General features: G+C 37.4%; 13 protein-coding genes and 1 pseudogene. 6 read left to right on the plus strand and 8 right to left on the minus strand.

Features of this window, described 5'->3' with window-relative positions:
* Window positions 1–115: 115 nt before the first annotated feature.
* Window positions 116–952, plus strand: a complete 837-nt coding sequence (locus tag EKM93_RS02695; RefSeq protein ID WP_125712804.1) for a hypothetical protein — start codon at window positions 116–118, stop codon at window positions 950–952.
* A gap of 2 nt (window positions 953–954) precedes the next feature.
* On the opposite strand, the gene EKM93_RS02700 is transcribed toward EKM93_RS02695, so the two are convergent.
* On the minus strand, window positions 955–1,890 hold the full coding sequence (locus EKM93_RS02700; RefSeq protein WP_164506966.1) for a helix-turn-helix transcriptional regulator: 936 nt from the start codon (window positions 1,888–1,890) through the stop codon (window positions 955–957).
* 198 nt (window positions 1,891–2,088) lie between these two features.
* Between EKM93_RS02700 and EKM93_RS02705 the strand changes: the two genes are divergently transcribed.
* The 5 genes and pseudogenes from EKM93_RS02705 (at window position 2,089) to EKM93_RS02725 (ending at window position 8,065) form a co-directional block, all read left to right on the plus strand.
* Window positions 2,089–3,267 (plus strand): glycoside hydrolase family 88 protein, encoded by a 1,179-nt coding sequence (locus EKM93_RS02705; protein WP_125712808.1) that lies wholly within the window; start codon window positions 2,089–2,091, stop codon window positions 3,265–3,267.
* The gene (locus tag EKM93_RS02710) at window positions 3,242–5,101 is read left to right on the plus strand and encodes a DUF2264 domain-containing protein (protein WP_125712810.1); all 1,860 of its coding nucleotides are present in this window, start codon (window positions 3,242–3,244) and stop codon (window positions 5,099–5,101) included. The genes EKM93_RS02705 and EKM93_RS02710 overlap by 26 nt, the downstream gene beginning before the upstream one ends.
* A 145-nt stretch (window positions 5,102–5,246) precedes the next feature.
* Window positions 5,247–6,425 (plus strand): MFS transporter, encoded by a 1,179-nt coding sequence (locus EKM93_RS02715; RefSeq protein ID WP_376923058.1) that lies wholly within the window; start codon window positions 5,247–5,249, stop codon window positions 6,423–6,425.
* Between the two features lie 84 nt (window positions 6,426–6,509).
* A pseudogene (locus tag EKM93_RS02720) lies at window positions 6,510–6,820 on the plus strand (reverse transcriptase domain-containing protein); the annotation flags it as partial.
* 135 nt (window positions 6,821–6,955) lie between these two features.
* Entirely contained in the window at window positions 6,956–8,065 is a 1,110-nt protein-coding gene (locus EKM93_RS02725; protein ID WP_125712814.1) for a glycoside hydrolase family 88 protein, read from the plus strand.
* A gap of 9 nt (window positions 8,066–8,074) precedes the next feature.
* Here EKM93_RS02725 and EKM93_RS02730 read toward each other — a convergent pair whose 3' ends face one another.
* From EKM93_RS02730 to EKM93_RS02760, 7 genes are all read right to left on the minus strand, one after another.
* Window positions 8,075–9,040, minus strand: coding sequence for a cation diffusion facilitator family transporter (locus tag EKM93_RS02730; protein WP_225423611.1), 966 nt, complete (start codon window positions 9,038–9,040; stop codon window positions 8,075–8,077).
* A gap of 363 nt (window positions 9,041–9,403) precedes the next feature.
* The gene (locus tag EKM93_RS02735) at window positions 9,404–10,150 is read right to left on the minus strand and encodes an ABC transporter ATP-binding protein (protein WP_125712816.1); all 747 of its coding nucleotides are present in this window, start codon (window positions 10,148–10,150) and stop codon (window positions 9,404–9,406) included.
* Window positions 10,147–10,968, minus strand: a complete 822-nt coding sequence (locus tag EKM93_RS02740; protein ID WP_125712818.1) for an ABC transporter permease subunit — start codon at window positions 10,966–10,968, stop codon at window positions 10,147–10,149. Before EKM93_RS02740 ends, EKM93_RS02735 begins: the two co-directional genes overlap by 4 nt.
* 3 nt (window positions 10,969–10,971) lie before the next feature.
* Window positions 10,972–12,477 (minus strand): AMP-binding protein, encoded by a 1,506-nt coding sequence (locus EKM93_RS02745; protein WP_125712820.1) that lies wholly within the window; start codon window positions 12,475–12,477, stop codon window positions 10,972–10,974.
* A 184-nt stretch (window positions 12,478–12,661) separates the two neighbouring features.
* Window positions 12,662–13,393 carry a hypothetical protein gene (locus EKM93_RS02750; protein WP_125712822.1) on the minus strand — a complete coding sequence of 244 codons (732 nt, stop codon included), beginning with the start codon at window positions 13,391–13,393 and terminating at the stop codon, window positions 12,662–12,664.
* Window positions 13,368–14,102 carry an ATP-binding cassette domain-containing protein gene (locus tag EKM93_RS02755; protein WP_125712885.1) on the minus strand — a complete coding sequence of 245 codons (735 nt, stop codon included), beginning with the start codon at window positions 14,100–14,102 and terminating at the stop codon, window positions 13,368–13,370. Before EKM93_RS02755 ends, EKM93_RS02750 begins: the two co-directional genes overlap by 26 nt.
* Window positions 14,092–14,469, minus strand: a complete 378-nt coding sequence (locus EKM93_RS02760) for a GntR family transcriptional regulator (protein ID WP_125712824.1) — start codon at window positions 14,467–14,469, stop codon at window positions 14,092–14,094. Before EKM93_RS02760 ends, EKM93_RS02755 begins: the two co-directional genes overlap by 11 nt.
* Between the last annotated feature and the right edge of the window lie 85 nt (window positions 14,470–14,554).

Genomic DNA, 14,554 nt, shown 5'->3' on the forward strand with positions numbered 1-14,554 from the left:
ATTATAAAAATAAGAATATATGGGTCATATCGAGTTGAGTTATATTAATTATCTGGTCATTAATTGTTGATTGGTGTATAGTTTGAAACAATTTGAATTGAGGGAGCAGATAATTATGTTAATTACATTACAGCTATTAAATAGACAAGGACAAGTAAAATCTGGCTCATTTTTTTCCAATCGACCAACTATTGATTACAAAGTAACTGGAAATAATCTAGTAACATTGGGGATTGATAATATGGTTTGGCAAGCCGGAGATTTTATTTCAATTAAAATAGAAAAACCTAATCAGTACTTGTGGGTTCAATTAGACGAAACTTTAGCACCAAGTCTAATCTATCTGAAAACTACAGAATGGATTTATAAGATTCCTTTTTCAAATAAGGAACGCTCGGGTCAAGTTGATACAGCCTTTTGTTCAAAAAGACATTATTTGGTTGCTCGAAAGGCAATGCCAGAGGATATTGATCGTTATCAAAACTTAGCGTTAAATACACATGATCAGTCTGAAGTAAACGGCGCTTATCCCCACGTTTCGGCAAATGTGGAGACTAGAGGAGAAGCTGTATTTTTTGCTAGAAACGTGATTGATGGAAAACTAGCCAATTTGGCACATGGTATTTATCCTTTTCAATCTTGGGGGATCAATCAGCAAAAAAATGCAGAATTAACTTTAGATTTTGGCCGATTGGTACATATAGATCGGATTAAGCTTTTATTCAGAGGTGACTATCCCCATGACAGTTTTTGGACAGCGGTGACCATAACTTTTTCTGATAATAGTAAGCTGCGGTTAACAACAGTTAAATCTTTGGACTTTCAGACTTTTGATTTTCCAGTCAAGAATATCATCTGGTTGAAATTAGGTAATTTACAAAAGAATAACGATGTTTCTGTTTTTCCGGCCTTAAGCCAAATTGAAGTTTATGGCCAAAATAGTATTCGATAAGTTTACTTATCAAAATGAACGCTATGGTAGTATTGTGTAGGCGATAAACCGGTATAGGTTTTAAACGCACTAGAAAAGTGATGGACTGAACTGAAGCCTAGTTTATTAGAGATGTCTGTGTAGGGTAGTTTGTGTTCTTGAACCCACGACTGTGCAGTCTTCATTTTTAAAGTTCTGAAGTAGCTAATAATACTTGCACCAGTTTCTTGCTTAAATATTTTTTTAAGATTAGAACTACCGATTAGAAATTCTTTTGAAATTGATTCAATAGTTAATTTTTTATTCAGATTGATTTTCATATAGGCGATAATTTGATTAACGAGTAAGTTTTTGTAAATAGAATTTGAAGCTGTTTTTGCAGATTCTAGCTGGTGTGTAATTATTGCTTTATCTGGTATTATATCTGGTTTATCTGATTTTATATTTACAGTACGAGGTAAGCGTGTTTTAAGCTCTAGTTCACCAAGTGTCAGTAGTAACTGTGTGATACTTGTGTATAGTTTAGTACAAGAAATCATGAAGAATTCACCAATCTCTTTGTCGTAAGTAATTTCAGGCTTTCGACGTCGGAGAATGGTGATTTTTTTATATTCATTTTTAATATTTACTAACTCATCTTGATTTTCTATAAAAAAAGTTCGATTACATAAACGATTTAGAGGTACTGTATTGGATTGAAAAATAATATGTAGTGCTGAAGTGTCAGGGACGGCTGAGGTGAAAGTGATTGGTTCATCTGTGGGAAGGATGATTAATTCATTAGGATTAAGAATATAACTAACTTTAGCATTTAAGAGTATTTGGCCCGTTTGCACGTAAAGTAACAAGTAAGTCTGAGGCTTTTGATATTCATGACTGGTACCAATGGTATAGGTTTGTTCATTGACTGTTAGGATAGCATCTATTTTCAAATATGAAAAATTAAATATACTTGCCAAAGTACTGCGCTCCTCTATCATTATGTACGCTAATAGATAATAATTGTATCTTTTTATGTACAGATGAATTATTTTATCTAAAATTGTACCATAAATTAGTTTATTACGAACAATTAATATTGAATATCGATGGTACGATGATGGCAATCAAAGAAAACGTTTACAAATTTGATTAAAGTATATGACGGAGGTGTATCGATGCATTATCAATTAAATGAGGAAGCAGAGATATTACTACAAGAAACTTGGCAACGTGTGCAATCAAAATTAGCTATAACTCAAAAACGGATAGGTAGTTCGTTACCCTATATTTCTAAAAATCATAAATATATCGATATGGGCAGTAATAAGTTAAATTGGTGGACCAATGGTTTTTGGCCGGGCATTCTTTGGCAGATGTACGCAGCTACTAAAAAATCAGCATATTTAAAAACAGCAAGGTGTATTGAAGAGAAGTTAGAGATTACTTTCAAAAATCCCAGCACATTGGACCATGATGTAGGCTTTATCTGGTTAAATGCTGCAGTGACTGATTATCATCTAACTGGAAATGTGGTAGCGAAAAAAAGAGCCTTGACGGCTGCAGATATTTTAGCGAAACGTTATAATCCGATAGGAAAATATTTGTTAGCTTGGAACGGCATAGAGAAAAAAGGACAAGTTATTGTAGATTGTTTTATGAATTTACCACTGCTGTATTGGGCAAGTGCACAAACGGGAGATTCAAAATTTGAAAAGATTGCAACAGCACATGCCTATACTGCGACAAAAGCATTGTTACGCGCGGATGGTTCCGTTAATCATATTGCTGTTTTTGACCCACAAACAGGGCAATTTGAACAGAATTTGGGTGGACAAGGATACAGCAGTGACTCTTCTTGGGCTAGAGGACAGGCCTGGGCAATTTATGGCCTGGTCTTAGCCTATAAAAATGTCAAAGATGTTCAGTTTTTGAATCAAGCAAAACTAGTGGCTAATTACTTCATTGCAAATGTATCTACGACTGATGATGTTTCACTCATAGATTTTCGAGCACCCAGTACGCCGGTATATTACGATACAACTGCGACAGCTATTGCAATTTGTGGATTGTTGGAATTAGTTAGATATTTACCATTACGACAGCAGGCACTGTATAAGAATGCTGCGTTTAAAATGTTTAAGGCTTTAACGCAAAGATATTGTGATTTCAGTTTAAAAGATGATGAATTATTAACTTGTGGTTCTGCTAAGTATCATCGGGAGAGTGATCGGGAAGTACCAATAATTTATGGGGATGCTTTTTATTTAGAAGCATTATTAAGATTTCTAAACTTAGATTTAAAAATTTATTCGCAGGAGGATGAGACACTTGAAGAACTTGCAATTAAGCACTAAAGAAGATTATTTCAGTTTATTTAAACGGATAAATACACCATTGCGACAACACTATAATGGTTATTCAAGAATATTTTTTGGTACTACTGGTGTTGGCTATGGAAATAGAATTGCAGGTATGGAAGGCTTTTCCAGAATGTTGTGGGGTGCCGGACCATGTATTGAACAATTAGGTAATGATTGGTTAATGGAAATTAAAAGAGGGATTTTAGCTGGTACAGATCCCCAGAGCTCAGATTATTGGGGAGATTTACACGATCGAGATCAGCGAATGGTTGAAATGCCAGCGATCGCTTTTACGTTACTACACCATAACCATTATTTATGGAAACAGTATACGGCAAAAGAACAGCATCAAATTACAACATGGCTGAAACAAATTTTTGAACATCAATGTTCAGACGGAAACTGGCAATTTTTCAAAATATTAGTTTATCAAGTTTTGAAGAAGTTAGGTGTAACTGTAAATACTAACGATGCTAAAAGTGCTATGGAAAAAATTGAGCATTGTTACCGTAAGGATGGTTGGTATCAAGATAGTGCTAGAGGGCGAATGGATTACTATACGCCATTTGCATTTCAATACTACGGTATTTTATACAGTATTTTAGTTCCAGATGATCCTATGAGTGCGGTATTTAAACAACGTGCAAAGCAATTTGCTAAACAATATATTCATTTTTTTGCAGAAGATGGTACCAATGTACCTTTTGGGCGTAGCTTAACTTATCGTTATGCTGTAGTGGCTTTCTGGGCTGCAATGGTCTACGGAGATATTTGGCCAGAAAAAATTAATTTAATGAAAGGAATTATCAACCGTAATATTCGATACTGGTTTGATAAACCGATTTTTGATAGTTCAAATTTATTAACTCTAGGCTATGGCTATGCACAGTTATCAATGACTGAGCCTTACAATAGTCCTGTGTCACCTTATTGGGCTAATAAAATATTTCTGTTGTTGGCTTTGCCAGATGATCATAAGTATTGGCAAGTAGAAGAAATACCCTATCCAGAAGTAACACATACTAAGTTGTTATCAGCGCCCAACTTGTTGGCAATACATGATAACGGACATACGTTTTTTCTGAACGCGGGGCAACCTGGACCTAATTACCATGCTCTGACAAATGAAAAGTATTTTAAATTTGCTTATTCTAGTCAATTTGGTTTTTCTATACCTCGGAATAATCAATTAAAAGAAGAGGCTGTTATGGACTCGATGTTAGGCATTCAAACTAAAGATACTACAATGGTAGCCAGTAGAGGTGGGCAGAATATCACAGAACCAGGGATGTTTTATACTCGAAATAATGTTTACGATGTAACTCAAAGTGATAATGTTATTGGTTCTACATGGCTAATTAATGATGCAATGAATATCAGAACATGGTTAACCTCGATCGAAGGATGGCAAATTCGAGTGCATAGATTGACTCTAAAGTGTACATCGGTTGTCTACGAAACCGGTTTTGCTTTGGAAAATAATCCAGATAATCCTGGTGAAATAGTTAGTGACTTACAAGAAAGTTACTTTAAAGGATCCGCTGGATTTACAGGAATTGTAGATTTGACACCATCCAAGGAACAGCAGGTGGATGCTACGATACAAGGTTTCCCTAACACAAACTTGATAACACCAGAAGTAGTTTCATTGCCTGGTCGACTAACGACTTTTACATCGGGGACTCATTATTTAATTACAGGTATTTATGCACATCAAGATATAGCATATGCCAGTAAAAAGTGGTTGAAAAAGCCAGTTGTTGATTTGCAAGAACATAAAGTGAAAATATCATTAGATGAAGCGGAACTTTATTTGAATCTTAAGTAAGTTCTTTTGAAAGGAAGTTAGAAAAATGGCTGAAAGTCAAAATTTAGATAATTCAGAACGAAGAAACTTAAAAATTCAACCTAAGATTAATGCAAAGATTAAAGATGAACAACAACCTAAGTTACCTAAGGCATTTGCAATTGCTATGTTTATGTCTCCAGCTGTATGGATTGGACCAGTTGCATCTACCAGAAGTACACTGATTCCGCAACTATTTAGTCAAATTGATTCAGCCCATAAAGTCTGGGCTGTTGGGATCTTAGCTATGGTCTCTTCTTTAACAGCAGCAATAACTAATTTATTATTCGGGGCATTATCAGATGTTACTCGAACTCGGTTAGGCAAGCGTAAACCGTACATTATTATGGGGACTATTGTAACTGCAATTTCTTTAATTGCGATTGCAAATGTCAAATCCGTTGTGGTTATTATAGGTATTTGGGTAATTACAGCAGGGGCGGAGAATGCGGTTGCTGCTACGATATACGCTCAAATTTCGGATAGAATTGCACCTAGGTGGCGTGGAACGATATCGACATTCTATGGTGTTGGGGGAACCATCGTACCGCAGTTATTTGCTATTTTGGCGGCTCAGTTCTTAGGAGATGTGCGTTTTGGACTTTATGTCATGGCTGCAATTGCGGTTGTCTTGATGATCGTTCATATTTTGCTAGCTCAAGAGAAATCTAATTTGGATGAACCGAAAGTGACAATGAATAAACAAAACGCCATAGAGCATTTTTCTTTACCAACTAAAGGCGCTAGAGATTACTATTTAGCACTATTTGGCAAGTTTTTCATGGTTCTAGGGCATACAATTATTACTACATATTTACTTTATATTTTTACAGATTATATGTCGATGAATGATAAATCTGCCGGTGCAGCAATTTCGGTGTTCTCATCTATTATGTTATTTATTGGTTTAATTTTTGCATTGGTGTCAGGTATATTAGCTGATAAATTAAAACGTGTAAAGCTACCGGTTTCAATTGCAACGTATCTTTTAGGGATTGCAGCGTTGTTCCCTTTATTTGATGCTAATCCTTGGACGATGTATGTTTATGGTGTTTTAGCGGCTATGGGAACGGGGATTTATAATTCTGTCGATGGTGCTTTAAACTTAGATGTGCTACCTTCAGCAGAGACAGCCGGCAAAGATTTGGGTTTAATTAATTTAGGTGTAACTGGTGCACAAATGTTAGGTGCCTTAATAGCATCTATAATTGTGACAGAGCTAGGTTATCAGTCAATCTTTATATTCTCCGTTGTTATGGAAGTTGTTGGGGGATTCTTAATTTCAGCTATTAGAAGTGTAAAATAGAGTTAACTTAATAATTTAACTAAGGCTAGGTCAAATGATAATTTTTGATCTAGCCTTAGTTCTAGGAGCGCCCAGCATGGAAGCTTATTTGAAATGCCTGAGAAAGATACGCCTCAAGGCGGTAACCTTTCTCCACTTCTAGCCAATATATACCTGAATGAATTAACCTACTCACTCAACGAGGACACGCCTTTGTAAGATATGCAGATGACTGTAATATCTATGTCAAAAGTAAACGAGCAGGCTATCGCGTTCTAGAAAATATCACAAAATTTCTAGAGCATGACCTAAAGGTCACAGTCAACCAAGATAAGAGCCGAGTGGGTTCCCCACTCAGACTCAAATTTCTGGGTTTCACTTTAGGTGTAGATTCTAATGGGGCATATCCCAGACCGCATACGGATCCGTACGTATGGTGGTGTGAGAGGTCGGTAGCTTAGCTACCTCCTACTCGATTTTTGTTGTTTGTCAGATATTCTTTTTATATGTGTTAAATTAGCTTAAGATGGTAACATAATGGGGGTGTAACCATGACAGATTGGGTTGATATGTATCTAGATAAAGCAATACAAAAAATAAAAGTTGAAAATGAACACTTAAAAGGAGGGACACCTTATATACCATACGATGGACGGTACACAGATGTAATGACTGAAAGAGGGATTGATTGGTGGACCAACGGTTTCTGGAGCGGCATTTTATGGCAGCTTTTTAATTATACTAAAGAAAAAAATTTTAAAGAAAGTGCTATCATACAAGAGAAAAGATTAGATCGTGCCTTGTATGAATTTAAAGATATCCATCATGATGTAGGATTCATCTGGCTTCTGACATCAGTTGCCCATTATAAATTAACAAAGAATACACAAGCTTATCGTACCGGAATCCATGCAGCCAATTTACTAGCAGGACGTTATAATATTGATGGTCATTTTCTTGTGGCGTGGAATGACCATCCCGGTTGGGTAATTATCGATAGCATGATGAATATTCAGCTGCTTTATTGGGCAAGTGCTGAGACAAAAGATCCTAGGTTTGAAAAAATTGCCTCTCAACATGCGAATACCGTGGCAAAGTATTTAGTTAGAGAAGATGGTTCAGTTGGACATATTGCTAGTTTTAATGAGAATACTGGCGAATTCATTGAACAACTTGCGGGTCAAGGGGTACAACCCAATTCTGCTTGGAGCCGAGGCAATGCTTGGGGTATTTATGGCTTTGCATTAGCTTATAGACATACTAAAAATCCGACTTATTTAAAAATGGCTCAATTAATTGCTGACTATTTCATTTCTGAGATTCGTAAGACTAATTTTATACCCGTTGTTGATTTTCGGGCCCCCATTGTACCCGAATTACATGATACAAGTGCTGGCTTAATTGCAGCCTGTGGTTTACTAGAAATTGCTAAGTGGTGTCCAGAAAGAAAACGGCAGTATTTTAAGAAAATTTCTAAAGATATCTTAGTAGCTGTAGAAAAGAAGTATGCAGATTGGAGCTTTGACGAAGATGGTATTATCGGGGGTGGTACCGAGGCTTATCATCGTCCAGCTACTTATGAAGTGCCTTTGATTTACTCTGATTACTTCTTTGTAGAAGCTTTGCTGCAATTGAAAGGAAAAGCAGCTTTTTTATGGTGAACTATGCCCTTATTTAGAAAATACAATTTGATCTGGATGGATCATAACATCTGTTTGGGTAACACCGAACTTGGCTTGCATGAGATCATTAATATTGTTGGTTAATTGATAGATCTCTTGAGCAGTCATGTTGGAATCGACAACAACGGTCACGTCTAGCATGATCAAACTACCATCGTAGTGTGCTTTTAGAAAAATAATATCTTTAACACCGGCTACTTGAATCAGCGCTTGTTGGTAGGCGGCTTCTAAGTTGGGATCAAAGTAATCCACTAATTTTAAACTGCTTTCACGAAAAATTGTAATGCCAGAATTCAAAATATATAGGCCGATCAGCATACTTGCCACACCATCTAGCCATTTGAGTTGGAATAAAATACTACCAAAAATAGAAATAGTTGTTGCAAAACTGGTCAAAGTATCTCCTAAAATATCCTTTGCGGCCGCGCTTAAGGTAGCATTATTTAATTTAACACTGCTGTATTTGTTATAAAAATATAAACCTAGCAAAATAATGCCCGAAATAGCCGCACCAATACCGGTGATTGGCGTTGGCGTTTTGGCACTCGCCTGATGACTTAAAGAAATAATGCCTTTATAAATGATATCAATGGCGATAGCGGCCATGATTAGACCAGAAACCAATGTGTAAACTGTCTCGAAACGAAAGCGAGACTGCTGGATTCGTGGGCCTAAAGAGCGCTGCTCTGCTTCAGAAATTGGGGCACCAAATAAATCTTCATCATGGGTTCTAGCGGCAATAATTAATCCAGTAATCAATAAGCCAGTGCCTAAAATACCAGATAAATTATTAAACGCATCCGCCCGTAAAACATTGGAATGACCAATATTTGCTAAAACATACTCGATTATAAATAAAACAAGATAAGCCGCAACATTTAACCATAGTCGATGTCGGGCACGTTTTAAATCATAAACGACTTTAGACTGAATCGTATTCCAGTTATTTGGCAAAAAAATCCCTCCTTGGCGAATGCAATAAAAGACATTTATATTTATAGAACATAGCACGCTTACAGAGAGGATACAATGATTATAGAGAATAAAATAACAGTTATTTTTAGATACTTCAAAAGCTGGACAAATAAAAATAATGGGATAAAGCCGTTTAAGCAAACAGAATTTTATATTATTTCAATTGTCAACTTGATAGAGCCTAGTACAAGCATTACAATCACTTCTTTTATTTAGAGTTACAATTTTGTCTTTGATAACATTATGGCATATATAAACAGCCTTGTCGTCGGGCTTATTTTTTTGACAAAAAACCTTTGACCAAACAGCTTAATCACTGAGCTGTTTGGCCAAAGGTTTAAGTTAGGCTGTTTGAAATTGGCGAACGGGTGCTTCATCTAAGATGGCACTTAAAACGCGATCGGCTACTAAGCCGACTTGACCAGGATTACGGCGGTCTTTAGGACCAATCGTTTCATAAAAATTCGTGGCCTGTTTCATGACAACAATGCGATCGGCCATTCTAGCAGCTTCATCCACATCATGGGTCACTAAAATTGTGGTGAGTTTTTGTTTCTCACAAATATTTAAAATCAAATCTTGCATTTTTCGTCGTGTTAGCGCATCTAACGCCCCTAAAGGTTCGTCCAAGAGTAGAATTTTAGGCGCCGTCATTAACGCTCTCGCTAAAGCGACACGCTGTTTTTGGCCACCGGAAAGTTGGTTGGGATAATGATCGGCATAGTCTTTAAGTTCAACTAATTCTAACAAGTTTAAAGCCCGCTGCCGTTCGGCTGATTTTTTAGATTTAAACGATAAGTTTTCTAAAACAGTCATCCAAGGTAATAGCCGATCTTCTTGGAACATGACTCGGACTAAGGAATCACTGTCGTTAGTAGGGACTTGGTTAATTTTAATACTGCCGCTGGTAGGTTGCTCTAACCCGGCAATTAACCGTAATAAAGTACTTTTACCACCGCCGCTCATACCTACTAAAGCTAAGAATTCACCTTGTTCTACGGTTAAATTGACTTGATTTAGAGCGGTAAGTTGGGCGTATTGTTTATGGATATTTTGAATATTAATCATAACATTTGTTTGATCGGTCATTGTACTTTACTCCTTCCAGTGGTCTGCCAATCTAACAGCAGACTTTCAAAGCCTTTTGCGACAAGATCTGAGATTTTACCTAGTACAGCGTAGACAACAATACATAAAATAACGGTTTCCATATCAACGAAATCCTCAGCATTATTGGCCATATAACCAATACCAGAACTGGCAGAGATAGTTTCGGCAACGATTAAGGTTGTCCACATAACCCCTAATGCATAGCGAATACCTACTAAAATTTGCGGTAGCGCTGCTGGAAAAATAATTTTACGAAACATCTGGGTACGACTGAGTTCATACGATTGCCCCATTTCAATGAATTCCTTATCCACAGAACGAATACCATGGAAAGTATTGATATAAACCGGAAACATTGTACCAATAGCAACCAATGAAATTTTGGCAGACTCACCAATCCCTAACCAAATAATAATTAGCGGAATTAAGGCTAAGTGGGGAATATTACGAAACATTTGAATTGAAGAATCAAATAACAAACGGCATTTTCGGGACAGACCATTGATGAAGCCTAAGATAAAACCGATGCTACCACCGATCAAAAGGCCAACAGTGGCTCGATAAAGGCTAATACTTAAGTTCTTAGGTAGTTCGCCGGATAACGTTAAGGTTATACCATCTTGTAAAACGGCCCAAGGTGAGGGTAATACCGAACTGGACAGCCAGCCTAGATTACTACTGACTTGCCAGATGATAATAATCAGACTGGGAATGACAAAAGGGAGTACTTTTTGCCATGAAATTTGGATAGGTCTTCGTTTGGTTTTAATTGGACTTAGGACAGCAGCTTTTTGCATCCGTTAAGCCTCCTTTAGTTGATGATGTTGGATTTCTTGTGCCAATAAAGTACGTTGAATTTTACCGGTAGCGTTTCGCGGTAAGTCGGTACTAAAAATATAATTTGTCGGCCGTTCTACCGGTAATAATTGCGTAGCGGCCAAATTTTCCAATAAAGTCAGCTGGTAACGATGATCCTCCGTAGGCTCATTGGGGACAATGACAGCGGTGACAGCTTCACCGTAAATTGGATCGGGCAGGCCGACGACGGCCATTTCTTTAATGAAGGGCAAAATCGTAAGACAATCTTCAACAGCTAATGGATTAATATTTTCACCGCCACGGATAATCATTTCTTTTCGGCGGCCAGCCATGAATAAGTAACCATCCTTGTCTAACTGACCTAAATCGCCAGTGAGCAGCCAGCCGTCTTGAAATGTTTCGGGCTGAGGATCTAGGTAATGATTGATGACAGTTGTGCCTTTGACCGCAATCTCACCGATGTGATTGGCTGGAACCGGTTGATGATGCTGGTCTAAAATTTTGAGTTCTGGGCCAAAAACGCGACCAACAGAGTTTAATTTTTGGGCTTTCAGTGGATTTTGGGTAATTTGACTGGCTGCTTCCGTCATGCCATAACTTTCAACTAACGGGACGGCGAAGCGTTTTGTAAAGGCTGCATGCGTGCTTGGTAATAAGGGGGCAGAGGCTGTCCGTAAAAACCGAAGTTGATTCGGTGCTGGCTGTTCTGGTCGGGCCAATAGAATTTCGATGATAGCCGGGGTTAAAGAAACCCAAGTAATTTGATTTTCAACCACATCGTGCCAAAAAGTATGGGCACTAAACTTCGGTCGAAAAAGCAATTGGCCCTTAGAAAGGCGCGTGGCCAGATTAGAAATGACTAGAGCATTAATATGAAAGAGCGGCATTACCACTAAAGTGTGATCTTGAGCCGTTAAATATTGGCTTGTCACGATATTTTCAGCGTTTGCTAAAAGTTGCTGATGGGTTAGACCAACTCTTTTAGGTTGGCCGGTCGTTCCGGAAGTATGCATAATCAAAGCGATTTGCTGATTAAGAGGCTGTTTGGCCGGGTGGGTTTCATGAATGCGTCGTAAGTAGATTTGAACTTCAGGTTCGTGAAGTGTGGTTAGTTTTGGCCGTGGCGCAAACGTATTTTTTAAATTTGTTAAGATTTCAGTTTCTGTTTCTAAAATTAAAGCAGCATAATTATATTTTGCTTCAAGTTGGCTTAGTTGAATCTCAGTTGTTGCGGGATTCACCGGTTGGACGATGGCACCAATATCCCAAAGGCTTTGGGTCACAAGACTATAAGTAACAGAATTTTTCAAAGCGATCAAGACAATGTCATTATGACCAATACCTTGTGTTTTCCAATAATTGACCCAAGTTTGTTTTTCTAGATTCAAGGAGTTGCCGTTATACCAATGGCCTTGAGCATCTTGCATCAAAGACCGGGTAGCACCGGTCATAAGTTGCTGTTGTAATTGCTCGGTTAAGTTTGACATTGCTTACCAAGTCCTTTCGAATTGAATATGGTTAGTCTACAAGGAAAGGTCAAGACAAACTACCGGGTTTTGATAAGGGAAATATAAGAATTTCTTAGAGCATTGGTGGCTAAGAATTATTTCAGACATAAAAAAACCCTTCAAAGTAAAATAAATTACTTAAAAGGGTGGGGGACTTAAGTGCTTAAGCGGTTGTTTCTACCCAGCGCTTGAGTAAATAAATATTAATTGCTGAAATAATGACAATTAATAGTGACAGGCCGGTGAATAACATTAAAAAGCTGGCATTATCTGGATTGCCGAAGAAAAATTGGATTAAGCGATTGAATTGGCTGATAAGGATACTGAAAATGATAATAAAAACAAGATAAATCAACCAGCGTACTAAGCGGACGCGTGTGTTGGGCAAAAAGGCAGCTGTGGCATTAGTTGCCATATGAATTAAGCTGATAAAAACCCACCAGAATAAACATAATAGAACAGAAACAATTGCTGGTGGCAGTAGGCGCAGCCAAGGTAACGAGAATAAACTAATTTGTAGTTGCGCCGTTGGTAAAATAAGTTCCCAAAGGAGAAATAGAATTACTTGGACGCCGGAATAATAAATGAGACAGACAAGCGTTGCTAAAAAATTGCTAAGGTAAAGTTTGGTTTCGGAAATAGGGATGAGCCGATAATAGTTATGGGTCCAAACGATTTCAATGTTTTGAGCTAATTTTATAAATAGTGCTAGACCGCCGATTGCAGCGTACATCAATATAAAGTTACTGATATTTGTATTTTTGAAGCTATGGGTATTCCAAACGATGATGATCAAAGAAATAATTGTGGCCACAAATGTCGCGATTAAAAAAGCAGAAGTTGTCTTAAAGCGCGGCCGTAAGAATGTTTTAAAGGTTGTCATGAGACTGGTCATGATCAACGCCCCCTTCGTAGATGTTTTCATAGTAAGTTTCAATACTCAACCCGTCTTTTTCTCGAATTTCTTCAGCGGATTTTTGAGAAATTACCATTTGATGTTTTAAAATCACAACTTGATCTAAAATATTTGCGATATCTTCCACATGATGGTCAGAAATCAAAATGGTGGCATTATCAGGTTTCCAGGTCAGCATACTTTTGATGAGCCGTTTACGCGTCATACTATCAATGCCGTCAAAAGGTTCATCCAATAAATAAAGTGATACACGCCGAGCAAGTGTAACCGCGAGAACACATTTCATACGGTTCCCCTTGGAGAGTGCGCTCAATTTCTCAGTGCCGTCTAGATCTAGACTCGCGATAATTTTTTCAAAAACATCAATGGAGAAATCTGAATATAAAGTGTCACAATAATTAGCAATTTCCGTTAACCGGGCATTGGGTTGAACGCCGGTTAATATTTGGCTGAAGCTGGCCACTTGCTTTCTAGCTGTATTCGTTGTTGCAGTGCCTATCCGAATAGTACCTTTATAATTGGGAACAACGCCACTAATTAAGCGCATTAAAGTTGTTTTACCAGCGCCGTTTGCACCTAACAGGCCAATGATATTATTTTGAGGCAGCTGTAGATTCAAGTGATCAATGATTATTTTGAGATTTCGTTTATAAGTCACATTGGACAAAGTTACTAAATTAGTCATGATTATCGTCCTTTCTTTTGGCAATATAGTTTTGTAACGCGGTGATCATTTCTTCCGGTGAGAGCTGTAATTCCGCCAGACGATCATAGACATGCTGAAGCTGGGTTTCAATAACTTTTTCCCTTAGTTTCATTAAAATAGTCTCATCTTCAGTTACAAAATTGCCTTTACCCCGTTTAGATTCCAAAACGCCTTCGTCAATTAATTCACTTAGGGCACGTTGAATCGTATTGACGTTAACTGTTAAATCCAGTGCCAATTGCCGAACAGCAGGTAATTTATCGCCAGGGCTCAAATGTGAAATAATGATTTCGGTGTAAATATATTGTTTGATTTGATAATAGATGGGGATTTTGTCGTTAAATTCCATGAGTGAACCTCCTTAACAGTGTACTAGTACGCTATTACATTATAACTGATGGTTTTTAATTATACAAGCTTTATAAATAATCATT

Origin of the sequence: Agrilactobacillus yilanensis, from assembly GCF_003946725.1 — a bacterium.
In the GTDB taxonomy this organism is placed as follows: domain Bacteria; phylum Bacillota; class Bacilli; order Lactobacillales; family Lactobacillaceae; genus Agrilactobacillus; species Agrilactobacillus yilanensis.

Excerpts from the sequence above, each read along its gene's own strand:
- EKM93_RS02725 (WP_125712814.1), top strand. The coding sequence starts at position 6,956 with ATGACAGATTGGGTTGATATGTATCTAGATAAAGCAATACAAAAAATA.
- EKM93_RS02760 (WP_125712824.1), bottom strand. The coding sequence starts at position 14,469 with ATGGAATTTAACGACAAAATCCCCATCTATTATCAAATCAAACAATAT.
- EKM93_RS02750 (WP_125712822.1), bottom strand. The coding sequence starts at position 13,393 with ATGACCAGTCTCATGACAACCTTTAAAACATTCTTACGGCCGCGCTTT.
- EKM93_RS02715 (WP_376923058.1), top strand. The coding sequence starts at position 5,247 with ATGTTTATGTCTCCAGCTGTATGGATTGGACCAGTTGCATCTACCAGA.
- EKM93_RS02735 (WP_125712816.1), bottom strand. The coding sequence starts at position 10,150 with ATGACCGATCAAACAAATGTTATGATTAATATTCAAAATATCCATAAA.
- EKM93_RS02705 (WP_125712808.1), top strand. The coding sequence starts at position 2,089 with ATGCATTATCAATTAAATGAGGAAGCAGAGATATTACTACAAGAAACT.
- EKM93_RS02695 (WP_125712804.1), top strand. The coding sequence starts at position 116 with ATGTTAATTACATTACAGCTATTAAATAGACAAGGACAAGTAAAATCT.
- EKM93_RS02745 (WP_125712820.1), bottom strand. The coding sequence starts at position 12,477 with ATGTCAAACTTAACCGAGCAATTACAACAGCAACTTATGACCGGTGCT.
- EKM93_RS02740 (WP_125712818.1), bottom strand. The coding sequence starts at position 10,968 with ATGCAAAAAGCTGCTGTCCTAAGTCCAATTAAAACCAAACGAAGACCT.